This is a genomic window from Paenibacillus sp. MT124 (assembly GCF_058792755.1).
In genome coordinates this window covers 4954463-4971140 of sequence record NZ_CM179500.1, presented here as the reverse complement: position 1 = coordinate 4971140, position 16678 = coordinate 4954463, and the positions used below count along the sequence as shown (strand labels likewise).

General features: G+C 47.9%; 16 protein-coding genes. 11 read left to right on the top strand and 5 right to left on the bottom strand.

The genetic code is table 11. From position 1 onward, the window contains the following. Positions 1–293: 293 nt before the first annotated feature. The 5 genes from AC3RCI_RS22480 (at position 294) to msrA (ending at position 5690) form a co-directional block, all read left to right on the top strand. Positions 294–1112: a TerC family protein gene (locus tag AC3RCI_RS22480; RefSeq protein ID WP_127538683.1), complete on the top strand. Its 819-nt coding sequence runs from the start codon at positions 294–296 to the stop codon at positions 1110–1112. Positions 1113–1660: 548 nt separating this feature from the next. Next, complete coding sequence (locus AC3RCI_RS22475) at positions 1661–3124, top strand: RtcB family protein (RefSeq protein WP_492526507.1); 1464 nt, start codon at positions 1661–1663, stop codon at positions 3122–3124. After that, positions 3124–4428, top strand: a complete 1305-nt coding sequence (locus AC3RCI_RS22470; RefSeq protein WP_492526505.1) for an AAA family ATPase — start codon at positions 3124–3126, stop codon at positions 4426–4428. The genes AC3RCI_RS22475 and AC3RCI_RS22470 overlap by 1 nt, the downstream gene beginning before the upstream one ends. 284 nt (positions 4429–4712) lie before the next feature. Further along, positions 4713–4970, top strand: a complete 258-nt coding sequence (locus AC3RCI_RS22465; protein WP_095289572.1) for a GlsB/YeaQ/YmgE family stress response membrane protein — start codon at positions 4713–4715, stop codon at positions 4968–4970. 204 nt (positions 4971–5174) lie between these two features. Next, positions 5175–5690 carry a peptide-methionine (S)-S-oxide reductase MsrA gene (gene msrA, locus AC3RCI_RS22460; protein ID WP_127538686.1) on the top strand — a complete coding sequence of 172 codons (516 nt, stop codon included), beginning with the start codon at positions 5175–5177 and terminating at the stop codon, positions 5688–5690. A gap of 80 nt (positions 5691–5770) precedes the next feature. On the opposite strand, the gene AC3RCI_RS22455 is transcribed toward msrA, so the two are convergent. Further along, the gene (locus AC3RCI_RS22455; RefSeq protein ID WP_492526503.1) at positions 5771–7042 is read right to left on the bottom strand and encodes a hypothetical protein; all 1272 of its coding nucleotides are present in this window, start codon (positions 7040–7042) and stop codon (positions 5771–5773) included. A 259-nt stretch (positions 7043–7301) separates the two neighbouring features. On the opposite strand from AC3RCI_RS22455, the gene AC3RCI_RS22450 reads away from it, so the two are divergent. The 3 genes from AC3RCI_RS22450 to AC3RCI_RS22440 all read left to right on the top strand — a co-directional run bounded on the left by AC3RCI_RS22450 (position 7302) and on the right by AC3RCI_RS22440 (position 9639). After that, on the top strand, positions 7302–7898 hold the full coding sequence (locus tag AC3RCI_RS22450) for a restriction endonuclease (RefSeq protein ID WP_336780319.1): 597 nt from the start codon (positions 7302–7304) through the stop codon (positions 7896–7898). A gap of 135 nt (positions 7899–8033) precedes the next feature. Continuing rightward, positions 8034–8267, top strand: a complete 234-nt coding sequence (brfA, locus tag AC3RCI_RS22445) for a ribosome rescue factor BrfA (RefSeq protein WP_390582123.1) — start codon at positions 8034–8036, stop codon at positions 8265–8267. Between the two features lie 124 nt (positions 8268–8391). Beyond that, positions 8392–9639, top strand: coding sequence for a DNA glycosylase AlkZ-like family protein (locus AC3RCI_RS22440; RefSeq protein WP_336780321.1), 1248 nt, complete (start codon positions 8392–8394; stop codon positions 9637–9639). Positions 9640–9798: 159 nt separating this feature from the next. Here the strand turns inward: AC3RCI_RS22440 and fabV are convergent, their stop codons facing one another. Further along, positions 9799–10989 carry an enoyl-ACP reductase FabV gene (fabV, locus tag AC3RCI_RS22435; protein WP_336780322.1) on the bottom strand — a complete coding sequence of 397 codons (1191 nt, stop codon included), beginning with the start codon at positions 10987–10989 and terminating at the stop codon, positions 9799–9801. Between the two features lie 200 nt (positions 10990–11189). Between fabV and AC3RCI_RS22430 the strand changes: the two genes are divergently transcribed. The 3 genes from AC3RCI_RS22430 to AC3RCI_RS22420 all read left to right on the top strand — a co-directional run bounded on the left by AC3RCI_RS22430 (position 11190) and on the right by AC3RCI_RS22420 (position 14051). Beyond that, on the top strand, positions 11190–12470 hold the full coding sequence (locus AC3RCI_RS22430; RefSeq protein WP_492529983.1) for an XRE family transcriptional regulator: 1281 nt from the start codon (positions 11190–11192) through the stop codon (positions 12468–12470). 277 nt (positions 12471–12747) lie between these two features. Continuing rightward, complete coding sequence (locus AC3RCI_RS22425; protein ID WP_336780323.1) at positions 12748–13164, top strand: hypothetical protein; 417 nt, start codon at positions 12748–12750, stop codon at positions 13162–13164. 92 nt (positions 13165–13256) lie between these two features. After that, on the top strand, positions 13257–14051 hold the full coding sequence (locus AC3RCI_RS22420) for a hypothetical protein (protein WP_492526501.1): 795 nt from the start codon (positions 13257–13259) through the stop codon (positions 14049–14051). Between the two features lie 61 nt (positions 14052–14112). Here AC3RCI_RS22420 and AC3RCI_RS22415 read toward each other — a convergent pair whose 3' ends face one another. The 3 genes from AC3RCI_RS22415 to AC3RCI_RS22405 form a co-directional block, all read right to left on the bottom strand. After that, a complete protein-coding gene (locus AC3RCI_RS22415) occupies positions 14113–14754 on the bottom strand; it encodes an SMI1/KNR4 family protein (protein ID WP_336780324.1) in 642 nt (213 codons plus the stop codon). A gap of 50 nt (positions 14755–14804) precedes the next feature. Then, positions 14805–15620, bottom strand: coding sequence for a class I SAM-dependent methyltransferase (locus AC3RCI_RS22410; protein ID WP_492526499.1), 816 nt, complete (start codon positions 15618–15620; stop codon positions 14805–14807). Positions 15621–15707: 87 nt separating this feature from the next. Further along, complete coding sequence (locus AC3RCI_RS22405) at positions 15708–16640, bottom strand: helix-turn-helix transcriptional regulator (protein ID WP_492526497.1); 933 nt, start codon at positions 16638–16640, stop codon at positions 15708–15710. Between the last annotated feature and the right edge of the window lie 38 nt (positions 16641–16678).

Genomic DNA, 16678 nt, shown 5'->3' with positions numbered 1-16678 from the left:
GCTTGACTTTGTGCAGCGTTGTGAATATGATGAGAACAGGTTATTTGAACCGTAAGAAATGCACCAACTAAAACTGCATATTCCTGATGTTAAAGGGGAGTAGCTTTCACAGTAAAGTCGTCAATTCGGGATTACATCCCCGGCTTTATTGGCAGCAATTTGTTGTTAGCGAGACCTTTACCAAGTTTTCATGCTGGGTAAAGGTCTCTTTTTATGGATAAAAAAGGATCTTTACCAGCGATGGTAAAGGTCCTTTTTTTGTACATCATAAGGATACTAAGGAGGAGTCAAATTTGGATTTGTCATTATTATTGGAGTATGGATGGGTACTAATCGTCCTAGTAGTCCTGGAAGGATTGCTGGCAGCAGATAATGCTTTGGTGCTTGCGATTATGGTTAAGCATTTACCGGATGAGAAGCGCAAAAAGGCGCTATTCTACGGTTTGCTCGGAGCCTTCATCTTCAGGTTAGGTTCCTTGTTCCTGATCTCGTTCCTCGTCGATGTGTGGCAGGTTCAGGCGATCGGAGCGCTGTATCTTCTCTACATCTCGATTAACCACATTGCCAAGAAAGTTATGGGCAGCCGAAACAAGACAGACGAAGCAGCCGATGATGCACCGAAGAAAGCCAAGAAACAATCCGGTTTCTGGATGACGGTTTTCAAGGTTGAGGTAGCGGATATCGCTTTTGCGGTTGACTCCATTCTTGCAGCCGTAGCACTGGCTGTGGCGTTGCCACCAAGTGGATTGCCTCCAATTGGCGGGTTGGACGGTGGACAATTTATCGTCATCTTCCTGGGAGGATTTATTGGTCTCGTCATAATGCGTTTTGCAGCTTCCTTCTTCGTTAAATTGCTTCATTCCCGTCCGGGACTTGAAGTGGCAGCCTTCGTTATCGTTGGTTGGGTAGGGGTTAAGCTGGCAGTCATTACGCTGGCCCATCCTTCGCTCGGTGTTCTGGATGAACATTTCCCGGAAAATAAAATTTGGAAATTCGGATTCTATATCGTATTGATTACCATTGCGGTATGCGGGTGGTTCCTGTCTTCCAAAGTACCAGCCAAAGAGGATGAAAATCCGGTTGAAGAGTTGGAAAAACAAGCAGGAAACTAAGCGTATAAGCTTAACACAAACAACATATGTTGTCGTAAAAATCAGGGGCTGTATGGATACAGACCCCTGATTTTTTTAGTATATGCATATTCATGCCAAACGGTTTATTTTCCAAGAAAAGGGTTGACATATCGAAACGAGTCCTATTAATATAAGACTTATCATTTACGAAGGGAGGCCGAAAGACATGATGGTTGGTTATGATGTTCGATTAACACAGACACCAAGTCGCGTAGATACAATTGCATATTCAGCTCATCGTCTCTTTGGCCTCTTACGGGCGACATAGGAGAATCGGCATATCTTTTCACTGTTCATTATGCAGGCATAGATATGTCAATCTCGGCTTATATAGCGATGGAGAACAGAGGTATTGCATTTTTATGCCGTTCTGTTCTCTGTTATTGTCATGAAGAAGTCATGGGCGAAGCGTCCATGGCTTCTTTTTTGGTTGTATCGACTGAAGCGGACATGAACCATGCGATACAAACATTCCTTATTTAGATAAACAACTAAAGATGAAAAACAGGAAGGAAAAATCACCATTTATGAATAAAGAACCTAATTTATTTACAAGTCAAAACGAATTTCCTGGCGGATATCGGCATGAAGTGAAATTGCCAGCAGGAGACTTGACGGTATATGCCGCACAGCAATTGTTTTCCTCTTTGGACTATAAAGTGTTTGAAATGGCTAACAACAATCTGCAAATTCCTGGCATTTCCTATATGAGTTATACCCCGGATGTTCATGTAGGTGTGGGAACCTGCATCGGCACTACCGCCGTATGGGACGCAAAGACGGGTTACGTTTCTCCATCCATCGTTGGTAGTGATATCGGCTGCGGGATGCGGGTGCATATGACCAATCTGCACAGGGATGATCTGAAAGATGTAAAATTGCGCCGCAAGCTGGTCAAGGCCATTGAAAAGGTATTGCCTATGGAGGCTAGTCAGCGTGGGCATTTCTCGGATATAAGGCTCGAACACATTATTCGCAAAGGCTTGCACGGCTTGCCGAAAAAATATATTCCGGACAGTTACACGCCGAAGAAGTCGACATCCATTACCCATGTGGAAAGCAGCAAATTTGCCTACGATGAGGAAGTGCTCAATCTTGTTCCGGATATGACATGGCATCGTGCACACCGCCAGCTGGGCACCTTGGGCGGGGGCAATCATTTTGCCGAAATCCAGTCTATTGAAATCGCAGAGGAAAATCGTGAGATCGCGGAAGCCTGGGGATTGGTTGATGGTCAAATTGTCGTCATGATTCATTCAGGTTCCCGTGCCTGGGGCGGATATGTGAGCCAGACCAGCTCGTCTGCCATTGCCAAAGTGATGCAGCGAAACGGGCTTGGTACATCGGATCCGAGACTGGTTTTTGCTCCGTTGGAACACGCCGAAGGCCGTCATTACGTCAACATGATGTATTCCGCTTTGAATTATGCTGTGGTTAACCGGCATCTGATCGCTTTCGCTATTCGGGAGGCATTCCGGGAAGTATTCGGACCCAAATGTGAATTCCGAACATTGTATGATCTGATGCACAACTATGCCTGGGACGAATCTCATGCGAAAGAAGGCAGCGTATTCGTTCATCGCAAAGGGGCAACGCGTGCACTGCCTGCCGGGCACCCGGATAATCCGAAACCTTATATGGCTACAGGCCATCCTGCGCTTATTCCAGGATCGATGGGGACAGCTTCGTATATCATGGTAGGTCAGCCGCAGGGCGAAGATAACTATTATTCGATCTGCCATGGTGCAGGGCGCATTCGTTCACGTACCGCAACCAAGCGTCTGGTTACGGTAGAAGATTTTGCATCCGCACTTGGCGTGGGTACAGCAGATGAAATTGTGGTGAATCAGCGATCACTCGAATCGATTATAGATGAATCGCCACAGGCATATAAAAATGTCGATGAAATTATTGATAGTGTTACCGGTGCAGGCCTGGCTCAGGTTGTAGCCAAATGCAAACCGCTTGCAGCTGTGAAAGGAGCGAAATAATGATCATACCAAATGAAAAAGTAAATCACACCCGAGCTATCTATGCTTATGACCAAACACAGGACGACCAGATCCGAATCCAGGGCTATGCGACATATGCACGCCTGATCCGGGGCATTATTGAAGCATTAAGCAGCAAGTACGGGGTTCGTTACGAACTGTTTGCCAGTGATGATCCGAATAACGAATACTGGGAGCTGCTGAAGGAGGATTTGTTAAGCGATAGTAACGAAGTGGAGCTGGTTGCCCGTATTTTTGAGGATCTGGAGCTCCGTACCCTGCATTATGAAGATGATGGTGATGTGCCTACATATGGCGTGCATTATTCCATTTGGAACAACGTGTTTGCATATCCCAAATGGGGGGTTGCACTCGTACGTATTCCCTTTTTCCGGGATAATGGCATTTACAATGAGGACTTTGTATTCGCGGTAGGTGAGGAAGAACTCAAGCAGTTTCTGGGCAGTGTGCGTGAACGGGAGCGTCAGCAAAATATGAAAAAGGTTACGGTGTATACCGATGCCCGCAATGGCAGTGAACGCCATGTCGAATCCATCACCCGCTCGGTGGGAAGAGACGATGTGGTTCTTTCTCCTCAAATTAAGCAGGATATTTTCCGCTCGTTGGATCAGTTCTTCGAAGCGGATCGTTCCTTCTACCGGGAATATGATATTCCCTATAAGCGTGGGATTCTGCTGTATGGTCACCCTGGCAACGGGAAAACAACCTTGGTCAAATCCATTGCGGGCAGCATTCCGGGTCCAGCTGCATACTGGCAAATTACCGAGTATACCAACAGTGAGTCCGTTCGGGAAGTATTCGAGGCAGCCAAACGCCTGGCTCCCATGGTGCTGATCATTGAAGATATTGATTCGATGCCGGACGAAGTGCGCTCCTTCTTTCTCAATACACTGGACGGAGCAACATCCAAAGAAGGTATTTTTCTGATCGGCACAACGAATTATCCGGAGAAAATAGATCCAGGTCTCATGAACCGTGCCGGACGTTTTGATCGGGCTTATGAAATTCCGCTGCCAGATGAAGCATTGCGGCTGCAATACTTGCAGCAGCGGGGATTTCCGGTCTTTGCCGGCGAAGAAGGAACGCAGGAAGCGGCTCGGCTCACAGATACATTCTCCCTTGCACAGCTCGGTGAGTTATATGTCAGTGCTGCACTTGAATGGCATCAGAATGGCCAGACGGACATTGTACAAGTTATTCAGTCCATGCGGGGAGAGCTGGACAAGAGCCATAAGCATAACTGGTTGACTCAGCCTGGAAAAGGACGAGCCGGTTTTTATTAATACCATACACCGCCAAATATTATACATCTCAATTGGATATACTACGGTTGTCTGCTCCCACATACAATGACCTTCGGGAGGTACAATTAAGCCGTTGAAGCTGTTGAAGGTTGAACGGAAAGCAAAAATGAGTTGTTTCCTTGCTGAGATGGGCTCGTCGTGCGAATATGAAGCATATGAATAAAAGGTAATATACAACAATTTTTAATTCAGTTGTTTAAATGCTTCTGTAGCGGTTAATAGTAGACAGACAACAACAAAAACTTTTAATTGAGGTGAGTAGTATGGGTTGGTTATGGTCATTAATTATCGGTGGTATTATTGGATGGTTGGCAGGTCTGATCGTTGGTCGTGACATCCCAGGTGGTGTTATCGGTAACATTATCGCTGGTTTCATCGGTGGTTGGTTAGGCGGCGTGATCTTCGGAGAGATGGGTCCTGAAATGGGCGGATTCTACATCGTACCGGCATTAATTGGTGCCATCGTACTTGTAGCAATCGTAAGCTTGATCTTCCGTTCAATGGGTCGTAGTCGCGGGTAACGACGTTATTGCACTACGAATCTATGGGAAATAAATGATGTTTCCCGTTTATAATGAAGAGGTTGATGAGAAGCCATATGGATGGCTTTCCATCAACCTCTTTTTGTTTTAAGATATATAGGCAGCGGTTCATAACGAAACCTTGGTTTGGCTGACTAGCAAGGTTTCCTAATAATAGATGAGTGCACAAAGGAGAGAGAGACAATGGAGAAAGCGACATTTGCCGGGGGATGTTTCTGGTGTATGGTTACACCTTTTGAAGAACAGCCAGGCATTCACGGGATTGTATCCGGATATACAGGCGGTCACGTTGAACATCCCACATATGAGCAGGTCAAAACAGGGGAAACCGGACACGTTGAGGTGGTTGAAATCACATTCGATCCGGAACTGTTTCCCTATGAGCGACTGCTGGAGCTTTACTGGCCGCAGATTGACCCAACCGATGATGGGGGTCAGTTCCAGGATCGCGGAACCCAGTATCGTACAGCGATTTTTGTACACAATGAGCGACAGCGCGAACTGGCAGAGCAGTCCAAGCAGGAACTGGCAGCAAGTGGACGATTTAACCAGCCCATTGTGACAGAGATCCGGGATGCGGTTGTGTTCTACCCGGCTGAGGACTACCATCAGGATTACCACAAGAAAAATGAAAAGCATTACAAGGAAGACCGTGCCCAATCCGGACGGGATGAATTTATTGAAGCAAATTGGAAGTAAGACAATGGAAGATCGTATAGCAAAAGCCGGGCAGGCTCCTTTTGGAGTCGACCCGGCTTTTTTTAATCAAGGCTGATGAATTATTTTGCGGACATGGACTTAAGCACATGTTTGGATAGTGTATCATCCTGAATGGTGTAGAGGACACCATTGACATACGTTGAAGGACTTATAATAGAAGGAACCGAAGCACTGGATGTGTACACATGCACGTCTTCCAGGGTTTTGGGGTCCACAATATAACCTGTTTTGGCAAAATCAAGTTGATACTGTCCACCCTGTGTCCGCTTCACTTGCATCAGCACAGGCTGTTGATCCTTGAACGTGCGCTCAGTTACTTTGCCTTTCATGTTGTACAGCTCCAGCTTGGAACCTGTAAACAGGGTATATCCGTCGCCTGCTGTCTGAATGAAGGCATTACCTGGAATGCTGCGTCCCCAAGCGAGCTTGCCATCTGCTCCGAAGCCCATGAGTTTGTTGCCCGTGTTCTCAAAGTTGGCACGCATGATGACGGAGCCATCGTTCAGTATGGCAAGTGACTCACCACCGCCGTCTCCCTGCGTGTTTGCATTGCTCGGGAATTGATAGAAGGACAGGCGAGTGAGCGAACGATCATAGATCTCCACTTTGGGATTCGCTGCAGGCTGCCAGTAACTACCGACTTTGATTCGTTTGCTGGCATCTACCACAATGCGGTCACTGCCTGCCTGGAGCACAGCACCATTAACCGTCTTTTCGGTAATCAGCTTGCCCTTCTTGTCATAAAGCGAGATAGCGGTTCGAACCGAACCGTTGGACTGTGCACCTTGACTGGAAGCGACTAGCAAGGTTTCGTCATCGAGAAGATACAGATCGGAAGGAGCATTTACCGTTCTGACCCAATTCGTTTTACCGGATGTGTTAAATGAGTATACTTTCTTGGTTCCATCCGAATATTCCATATATACATAGGCTGTGCCGTAACTGGTGTATATTGAATCGGAATAGGTCGTATACGGCCCGCTTTTCTCATGAAAAATATAATTCCATTTCACTTTGCCGGTTGTTGCATCCAGGGCTTGAAGTGTATCCAGCTGCCAGGCCAGCGTTGTGGCACTACTTGTTTTGGTCACAGGCTGGGAGGAATGTACGTATACCAGGTTTTTGGCAGGGACAGCGTTGATCTCCTTGACCAGAACGTCTTTCTCCGTGTTGACCTGGGATTGCATCAGTGAAGGCGAAGTCCAAGCAGGTTTGGGAAGCGGCTCACTCTGTACTGCGGCATAACCCGTTGTATTCATACTGAAGAGGAGCACGCCGCTGAGTAGCAGGGCTGCCAGAGTTTTGGTATTGCGTTTGTTTAATGTAAGCAAGTTATAAACCACCTTTCTTCGGTTCAAAATAGAACCGATTGTTGAATTCTACCATTTAATCCAGTTGGAATTCAACCTGAGAGACTGTAACCTTTTATCCGTGATGTATCCTATTATCTATGTTTGATGAAGTATAACGGTTACAGGGAATTCATCTTCTTCCGAACCAGGTAGAAGTTTGTTATATTAAGTGCGGTAATGATGGTTAATTCTAACCTAGGCACGGATTCAGACAGAGGAATGTACAAGGAGAACAGACATGAATTGGAATGACAACGTAACCCCTTGGGTCATTGGATCGATCGCTGTATTGCTGCTGCTAGCCTTGGTAATTCGGCGAATCATCCGGCGGGGACAGCGTATACGCAGTGAAGCCAACCCACGCAAGATTTCAATTAAGGACATCGACAAAATGGAAGATGGTTCGGAGTTTGAGTTGTATCTCTTTCATTTGTTTCAACAGCTCGGTTACGAAGAAGTTCACAAGACGACCAGCAGCCGTGACTTCGGCGCGGATCTTGTGTTTACAGACCGGCTGGGCAGACGGAATGTGATTCAGGCCAAACGATATGGAGCGAATCATCCGGTTGGTTTGAGTGCCGTGCAGGAGATTTACACCTCGATGCGTTATTATGAAGCAGACCGCTCAATCGTTCTGACTTCAGCGAGGTACACGGAAGCCTGCCGGACTCTGGCTGCGGTCAACGGTGTGAAGCTGCTGGACCGGGAAGATCTAATGGATCTGATTGTTCTGTTCAAGTCGAGAAGAGTGGAAGAAGCGATGGAGCTCATTGAAGAAGATGATCAGGAACCGGTAGAAACGTGGCAATCGAGACGAAAACGAACTACACGCTAGAGTTCTATATTAGAAATGCATTTATCAGGCCCGATAGGGCCTTTTTACGAGGAAATTAGGCAGGGTTCACCTTCACTTGCATGCCTGCACATGATATATTGAGTGTATTCAACCAAAGGAGAGTGTATATCCATTATGGCACGTACCCAAACACAAAAAGCATTACGCAGAGCAGAGCGCTCAGGACAATATTGTCCCGAACAGAGCCGAAGAGTAAACGAAAATTATGGTGCATTATCCCAACATGTTCGACTCATGCCAACCAAACAAGAAAAACTGCAAAAGGTCAAACACAAGAAGCGGATCATCCAGGATGGTGGTGCTTCTTTTTATTTTGTCCACGGGACGTGCGGCAAGGGAGCTTCATGAATGTTTTACTTAATACTTTGGTTGGATTGCTTCATTAAAGACTGATAAAATGGAAAAATAGGACAAACTGTAAAAATCGTAAATGCGAACCATGAATCCTGTGAGAAAGGACGAATGATCCATCATGACTACACCCCTGCGTACGACAAAGGCTGCTGTTCGGCGCTTTTTGCTGCATACACAATTGCTGCTGGAACGTTGGCCAGCAGAATCGGGATCGTCCGGACCGGATCAGGTTATGCGTCTGATTCGTACTTTAGGCTGCGTGCAGATTGATCCGGTTGCAGCAGTGATTGGCAATCAGCATTTGGTTCTGGGTGCCCGCGATCCGGGATACGAACCTGCATATTTACATACATTGCTTCGTGAGCACAAGGTATTCGAGTATTTTGCCAATGCCGCCTGTGTCATTCCGATGGAGGACTACGCGTACTTCGAACCTGTGCGCGCAAGATTAAGGGAACGGCTTAATCCATCCCTGCAGCGTCTGGAGATAACTGTACAGCATGTCCTGCAGCGTCTTGCTGAGGAAGGACCGCTGCCCTCCAAAGCATTTCGTGCGGTTGAACGAGTCAGTGGTTATTGGGATCGTCCGGATGCACCGAAGACCAAGGACACAAGTCTTGCACTGAACCTGCTGCTGGATACTGCCGCCATCCGGGTCGTTGCAAGGCAGGGCAATGAACGATACTTCCAGATCACTGAACCGAATCTTTATCAACAGAGGCCTGGCCTTCGTGTAGAACAGGAGACGCATATACAACAGCAGGCACTTCTGGATAAATACATCCATGCCTATCGGGTAGTGGATACCCGTGATGCCAGACTCGGATGGCTGAAATGGTCCGCAGCAGAGCGGCGTGCCCAGATGGCTGCACGTGTGGCGGATGGACGAATGATTCCCCTGGAGATTGAGGGGGTCGTGACACCCTACTACATCCGGACAGAGGATGAAGAGCTGCTGCTGAGAATGCAGCAGGATGAGACACATTATGAGGCATCAGGTCCGGTTCGTTTCTTACCCCCATTGGATAACCTGCTCTGGAGAAGGGAACGGATTGTGGATTTGTTTGATTTTCATTATAAGTGGGAGATTTACACGCCTGAAGCGAAACGGACGTATGGCTATTACGCCATGCCCATTCTTCACGGGGATCGGCTGATCGGGCGGATGGATCCCAGACTGGATCGTAAAACGGGAACACTCACGGTCCGTTTGTTATCCATGGAGGAGAGCGCTCCCCCCGTGGAAGAATGGATGTCCGATTTTCGGGATGGACTCGCCTTCTTCGCAATCATGCATGGAGCACAGTCCATCAAGGTGGAAAAGACAGTGCCTGCAGCACTAAAAAAGGGATTGAAGTCCCTCTGATCCTCTGATGCATGAAGGGTACATGAGATTGAAGAAGATAAATCATTCACTCACTCAATAAATCTGAACATAACAAAAGGAGAGCCTAGGGGCTCTCCTTTACGTTTATATCATTTCGTTTGATGTACGCACCCGCACTGTGTTATCTCTTAATAGCGATTAGCGCAGATGCGGTACTTCCACATTGGGATCCACGTCAGCTTCGTAGTCCACGCCATCGGTCTCAAAACCGAACAGCTGGAAGAACTCGCGACGGTACCCTTCGAGATCCGACAGATCGTAGATGTTGTCTGTGGTCAGCTCATTCCAGAGCTTCGCCACTTCGTCCTGAACATCCTCTCTCATCTCCCAATCGTCAATACGAATGCGTCCTTGTTCGTCTGTTGGAACGTCCCCTCCGGCATACAGGCGATCAGCAAACAGACGCTGCAGTTGCTCGATACAGCCTTCGTGCAGTCCTTTTTCCTTCATGACTTTGTACAAGGCAGAGATGTACAGCGGTACAACTGGAATCGCGGAACTGGACTGGGTGACAAGAGCTTTCGCTACAGTCACATATGCACGTCCACCCGTGGCACTCATGCGATCATTCAGCTTGTGTGCCGTCGCCTCCAGATGATCCTTCGCTTGGCCAATGGAGCCTTCACGATAGATGGCCTGTGTCAGTTCAGGACCGATATAGGAGAATGCAATCGTCGTAGCGTCATCAGCCAGCACGCCGCCCTGCTGCAGTGCATCCATCCACAGTTCCCAGTCTTCGCCGCCCATTACCGTTACTGTTTGGCGAATCTCTTCTTCAGTTGCAGCCTCCAGGGTAACGGAAGTGATTTCGCCCGTATGGAAATTGACCGTTTTGTTCGTATACGATTGTCCAATCGGTTTCAGCACGGAGTTGGAAACTTCTCCGGTGTTCGGATCGGTGCGCCGTGCGGATGCCACACTGTAGACCACAAGGTCAACTTGGCCGAATTCGCTGCGGATCAGCTCGACTGCTCTTTCTCTCGTTTCGTTAGCAAATGCATCCCCGGTGATGCTGTAGGATTTCAGGCCTGCTTCTTCCGCGGCCTTCTCAAATGCAGCCGAATTGTACCATCCTGCCGAAGCGGTACGCTTGTCCGTTGAGCTGCTTGGGCGGTAAATACCGATGGTGTTCGCTCCTGCGCCAAACGCGGAGACAATACGTGATGCGAGTCCGTATCCGGTAGAAGCACCGATAACGAGCACATTACGTGGCCCTTTCAGCGCCGGCTGGGATTTCACGTATTCAATCTGTTCTTGCACCTGTGCGGCACAACCTACAGGATGGGAAGTCGTACAAATAAAACCACGCGTTCTTGGTTTAATAATCATTCATTGGCATCCTTTCATTATCAACTCATGTGTTAATAGTTAGTCCATATTCTCCATTGCATACCTCCTTATTGTAAAACAATTGTCACCGAAACGGAAACCGTTTCATTTGAATTCGTCAAAAGGGTGGCATTGATTCCCTGATTTTGCGATGATAGTTCATAGCATTTACAGCAATGAATCGAAAGGAACACACGCCCATGCTCAAGGAACGGATTGAATTTCTGAGTAAAAGAAAGCAAATTTCCCGCAAGGATTTGGTTGAGGGTCTGGTGACACAGGCTCATTTTGCGAACATACTGGCGGATCGTTATCCGCTCCCCGAGGACTTGGCTGAAGCCATTGCTTCACGCCTGGCAGTCAAGCCGTCTTACCTGCTGCACGCAGCGGATCAGAGTGAGGAGACGCTGGAACGGGCAGAGGCTATTTTTGCACAGCTGTCCATGCCGGCTTCGGCCATACCGGAAGACACCGTGCATGCGCTGGAAGATCGGGATGATGCGCTGACGGTTGAAATGACGACCGCTCTTATGAAAGCAGTGTATTACCAGCAGCTGAACGACGCAGCCGCTCATGAATACATTCATACTTCCTATTTGAATTTTTATTTGGAGAAATACGGTCGTCCGGATGATGTGGATCTGCCCCGTCCGCTGGCAAAAGCCCTCTTGTATTACAAGGTGCAGTATTATCGTTCCAAGCTTGCTTATGTCGACGTGTTGACTCATGCAACAAGGCTCAGTGAGCTGGCTCTCCCTGGTAGTGAATTTTGGCTGTCCGTACAAAATATCAAAATGGAAGCCTATATTCAGGTCAAACAATACGAAGAGGCTAAACAGGTCTTTGAACTGACGATGCGGCATGTGTATGATCAGCGTCTATTCCACCGCTTGTCGGGTTTATATGTTGCCTATAGCGGTTATTGCTTCGCCATGGGGCTTGTACAGGAAGCCCTCTCGGCTCTTACGATGGCGGAAGCCAACCTGGTGTATGCCGGGAATCAGGGCGATCTCGTTACTGCAATTGCAAACAATCGTATTGTCATGTTGACCATGACGGGGGAGTTAGACAAGGCTCAGACGGAGATTGAGCGATTTGAGACGCTGCTAATGCAGGAACCGGAAGAAACACAGCAGGCGATGAAGCCCCTCATCTGTGTGTATCGCTGTGAGGTCGCACTTGGCCGCAAACATTGGGGCATGCTTGCGCAAAGTGTGGATCAACTGCTTACATGTGCAATAACAGAGGATCAACAGATGAGTGGAACGTTTTATCAGAGTCATCTGGCCCTGGCACATGGGAATCGTGAAGCGTTTATGGAACAGGCCCTCGCATGCCTTCCCTATTTCGAATCGACACAGCATGCCATGAGACTGGAGCCGTTATATGAGGGACTCGCGGTGGTATCCGAGGATCAGCGCAGGTATAAAGAGGCAGCGATGTATTATAAGAAGCTGGTTTATCTGCTGCGCAAAAAATAAGGGAGTAAATCGGCTTGAAATGCATGCTTGGATCACGTTTTTTGTTCAGGGGTGGTCCATTTTCTACAAAATAAAAGATTCCGAGACCAATTAAAGGGCCGATACTCGGCTCTTTTTTTGCTAATTAAATGAACTAAACATAAAAATCAGCCATCATATCACGATTGAATTTACGGATTTGGCGTTTATTTTGTATACAGTCAGAAGCATATTCAAAGCGAAGCCCTCCTGTTTATAATGAATATATAACAAAAAACAAACAAATGAGGTGTTTCGGATGGGATGGTTTAGCAAGAAGAACAAACAGGAAGACGCCATTGCAAAAGCAGATCGAGTGATGAACAAAGGACTTACCGGCCTGATGATGAAAGGCTTCGTACCCAAGCAGCACCGGGAAGCAATCAATCAGAGTCTGGATTCAGCGAAACAGGCACAACTGGCGGCGACGGGTTCACTTCCCTTAACGGCCACGGCTACGGTCCTCACGATTACGGATACAGGCAAGCTGATTAACTTTGATCCCATTGTGGTACTCGTATTGGATGTAACGGAGACGAGTGGAAGACAGTATCAGCGAACGCTGGAAACGCTAGTGTCCAAAATGCAGATTCCCCGGGTGGGAGACCGGATTGGATTAGGTCAGAATCCTGCGAATCCGTCGGAACTGATTTATATGGGATTGTTGACAGGTTAAGTGTTCACCCCAAGGATTAAGCACAGTACGGATAGAGAGTAGTTTGATTTATTCATATAACAACGAATTATAGAGATGAAGGAGTGGGGGATATGACAGGTATATTGAGAATGATTGGTGTGTTGACCGTATTCGGGGTGGGATTTTCGCCATTTCTGGCACAGCAGCTCTGGAATGATCCCTTTATCATCATGCAGGCCTGGTGGTATAAACCGGCGATCTTTGCAGGCGTTGGCCTAATCTTCATTCCAACCATTCTAAGTAACATCTTCGGCGTGGGTCGGGTGAAGTCAGGACTTCCTGCTGTGGGCGTCATTCGAAGCGTTCAGCAGACAGGCACGTATATTAATGAACAGCCAGAAGTGCGGCTCAGCCTGACTGTATCGCGCAAAGGGCGGGAGAAATATGACGCTGAATTGAAAACGGTCGTCCCCCTTACAGCGCTGGCACAGTTTCAGCCAGGAAGTTTTGTTCCGCTGGTCGTTTCCGAGAAGGATGAGCGTAAGGTGGGGATTGATCTGAAAGGACAGCTATCGCAAGCGGACCTGCAGGAACTGCTTAACGAGAAGATGATCCAGGAGGGTGTTTCTCCAGATATGATGGATATTGCCCGTACGGGGGAGAAAGCGATGGCCAAGATTCTCGACGTCACCCCGCTGGGAAATTCGGGAACAGGCAAGATTAAGCTTCAGCTCACGCTCAGCGTGACCCCACCGAATGGGGAGACGTTTCAAGTGACAACGCAAAAGGATATTCTGCCTTCCGCCCTGTCTCAGGTTCAGCAGGGTCACATCATTAACGTCATCTATTCCAAACAGGATCCATCCAAGCTGGTACTTGCATTGAATGTGCAGGAAGAGCAGTTAAGCCATTTGTTCTCATCTTGATAAATAAGTCTAAGACGGTTCTCTCCACATAGGAGGAACCGTCTTTTTCGATACCTGTTAGTTATGAATCGTGGCTGGACGCAAGTGGGGTGAGCATATCCTGGAATGATGGGAATAGAGGTACAGCCCAGCCTTCAAGCTGTTCGCGATTGGGCCATTCATTATGCACCAGCAGCTCATGATCAAACCAAACGACAGCATAATCATGTGCACCATAGGGTTTGCGAATGTCCCAACATACCGGTCCGGCGTCATCTTCGTATGTAGCGAGTGGAATGTATCCTTCGGCAATTAGTGGTTTCCAGGCTACCCATAAATCTTGTAAGTCCCGTAATGGACGATCGGAGGGCAAATCCGGCAGACCAATGACAAAATCGTCGAAGCGCAGATAGACATTCATGACATATCTTGTGCTCAGATATGCACGATACAACGGCGGGACGGGAACGGGCAATCCACAGGACTGTTCCAGCCTGCGAATCTCATCCTCGGTCACCATAGAAGCCAGCATTCTCCAGCGAACCCAGCCTTCTTCATCTATTGCACCATCCTGCATGTCCTTAGGAACGCCGTAATCCTCGTCCTCTGTTTTGGCTGGATGGGACATCAGGATGTCTCTATGAGGGGAATTGAAATAGTTATCCAAGCATTGTTCAATAAAAGCCCGATCTTGCATCAAGGTGTTCAAATCATTCAAAGCCATTCACTGCCTTTCTTCCGGGTTGGATCTATATGATTGGAATAATGGGAAGATCAGATGATGCCCAGGCGCATGCGATAAGAAAACAAGACCGTTCTCGTTTGTCCGTCAAATATCCGGGTAGCGAGCGCTCTGAATTCATCTGCGGCCGTTAATAGTTCGTCCGCTCCAAGCTTCAGCGCTGTCTGCAAGCCGCCCTGGCTGAGGGCCAGATTGACGTACCGATCCGCATCAAACGTCTCATGGTGATGGAATACGATCTCACGAACATAGCGGAACAGGCCTGATTGGCTTATTTGCTGCAGATGTCCGTTCTTGCTCCATTTATGAGCCTGGTTTTCCTGTGCTGCCAGACTGGAAGCTTGATGATCAGCTTCGGCGATCAACTGCTGATATGCCTGCTCCAGCTGCCAATCGAGGATAGGTGGCCAGTCACAATCATAGGCGGCAAATATGCCTCCTGGTCGCAGTACACGTGCGAATTCACGAAGTGTAGACTCAGGCTCCATCCAGTGGAAAGATTGGGAGCAGGTTACAATATCCACACTGCCGTCCGGCAATCCCAGTTCATGAGATAAGCCTGATACAAATCGCAGATGATCCGGTTTGCCTGCAGCCTCCCATTTGGCCTCCGCCACGGCTCGCATGTCATCGCTGGGTTCTACACCAATAATACGTTCAGCTTCATTCAGCCAGATCCATGAGGATAACCCGGTGCCGCAGCCCACATCAGCAACCAATCTTGGTTTGGTGCCGAGATAGGTGTTCAAAATTTCCACGACTTCTGTGGGTGCAGCCGGGCGATTCTGGTCATATAACGTACCGAAGCCTTTGAAACGTTCCACATTGTTGCGTCTGATGTCTTGCATGGATAAACCTCCTCTACAAAATGGGCAACTTGTGCAATGAATTAATGAATTCAAGCTCTTGGCGATTCCATTATATCATTCATTGGGCTAGCAGCCGTCAGGATTGAAGGCTTGCACGTGTTTGACAGCCTGTTGATATCGGCGGAGCAGTTCATGTCTGACAAGTGGAGGTTCGAGAACGGTCAGTTCAGCACCAAAGGACATCAGAAACGAATACAGCCGCTCTCCTTCATGAATTTCCAACGTCACACGAAGGCAACCATCCGGCTGTTTGTTGATCCGGGAGGGTTCGAAGAAATCAAGCGCCCGATAAGCAATGGAACTTGAAAATAAGAGATCCAGGGATAAGGGAGTGTTCACAGGTGTCTTTTCCACATCGGCTGTGGAAGAAGCTGATCCATGCTCTTGCAGCCTTGGCAGCAAACGGAGCTCGGAGACCCGTTTCATCTTGAATGTCTTTTTCTCGGTAGAATACGGCAGGCTTTCGTCCTGTCCTTCGATATACCATGTACTATTTTTGAAAATGAGTTTGAAGGGTGCAATGGTCTCCACACTTGCTTCTCCGTCAGAGTCAATATAGTTGAATGTCATCCCTTGTTTAGTCAGTATGGCCTGCTTCACTAAGTTGAACATATCTCTTTCCTGCACAGGAATATTGCCCCACGGGGAGAAATCGAATTCAATCCACTCCAGTTTGTGATCAAACAAGGCAGTCAGCCGTTTGAGCATATGAACACTGTTCAGGTGTGGAATGGCACTGATACTGTACAGTCCAAGCAAAATTTCGTTCTGATCTTCTTCAGACAGCAGGGACTTGTCCATAACATAATTGTCCATCAGATGGATGCCACCGTGCTTGCCTGTGGTGGTGTAGACGGGAATTCCTGCCGCGCTCAGCCGGTCGATGTCACGGTAGACCGTGCGTACCGAGATTTCAAACAAACGGGCGAGTTCAGGTGCGGTGGCTTTTTTCTTTTCAAGTAACAGCAGCAGTATTCGGAATAATCGGTTATTTTCCATGCCATGATTATACCATGACAATAGGTGTCAGGGTATGG

Coding starts and splice junctions, on each gene's coding strand:
- AC3RCI_RS22475 (WP_492526507.1), top strand. CDS start 1,661: ATGAATAAAGAACCTAATTTATTTACAAGTCAAAACGAATTTCCTGGC.
- AC3RCI_RS22470 (WP_492526505.1), top strand. CDS start 3,124: ATGATCATACCAAATGAAAAAGTAAATCACACCCGAGCTATCTATGCT.
- AC3RCI_RS22465 (WP_095289572.1), top strand. CDS start 4,713: ATGGGTTGGTTATGGTCATTAATTATCGGTGGTATTATTGGATGGTTG.
- msrA (WP_127538686.1), top strand. CDS start 5,175: ATGGAGAAAGCGACATTTGCCGGGGGATGTTTCTGGTGTATGGTTACA.
- AC3RCI_RS22450 (WP_336780319.1), top strand. CDS start 7,302: ATGAATTGGAATGACAACGTAACCCCTTGGGTCATTGGATCGATCGCT.
- brfA (WP_390582123.1), top strand. CDS start 8,034: ATGGCACGTACCCAAACACAAAAAGCATTACGCAGAGCAGAGCGCTCA.
- AC3RCI_RS22440 (WP_336780321.1), top strand. CDS start 8,392: ATGACTACACCCCTGCGTACGACAAAGGCTGCTGTTCGGCGCTTTTTG.
- fabV (WP_336780322.1), bottom strand. CDS start 10,989: ATGATTATTAAACCAAGAACGCGTGGTTTTATTTGTACGACTTCCCAT.
- AC3RCI_RS22430 (WP_492529983.1), top strand. CDS start 11,190: ATGCTCAAGGAACGGATTGAATTTCTGAGTAAAAGAAAGCAAATTTCC.
- AC3RCI_RS22425 (WP_336780323.1), top strand. CDS start 12,748: ATGGGATGGTTTAGCAAGAAGAACAAACAGGAAGACGCCATTGCAAAA.
- AC3RCI_RS22420 (WP_492526501.1), top strand. CDS start 13,257: ATGACAGGTATATTGAGAATGATTGGTGTGTTGACCGTATTCGGGGTG.
- AC3RCI_RS22415 (WP_336780324.1), bottom strand. CDS start 14,754: ATGGCTTTGAATGATTTGAACACCTTGATGCAAGATCGGGCTTTTATT.
- AC3RCI_RS22410 (WP_492526499.1), bottom strand. CDS start 15,620: ATGCAAGACATCAGACGCAACAATGTGGAACGTTTCAAAGGCTTCGGT.
- AC3RCI_RS22405 (WP_492526497.1), bottom strand. CDS start 16,640: ATGGAAAATAACCGATTATTCCGAATACTGCTGCTGTTACTTGAAAAG.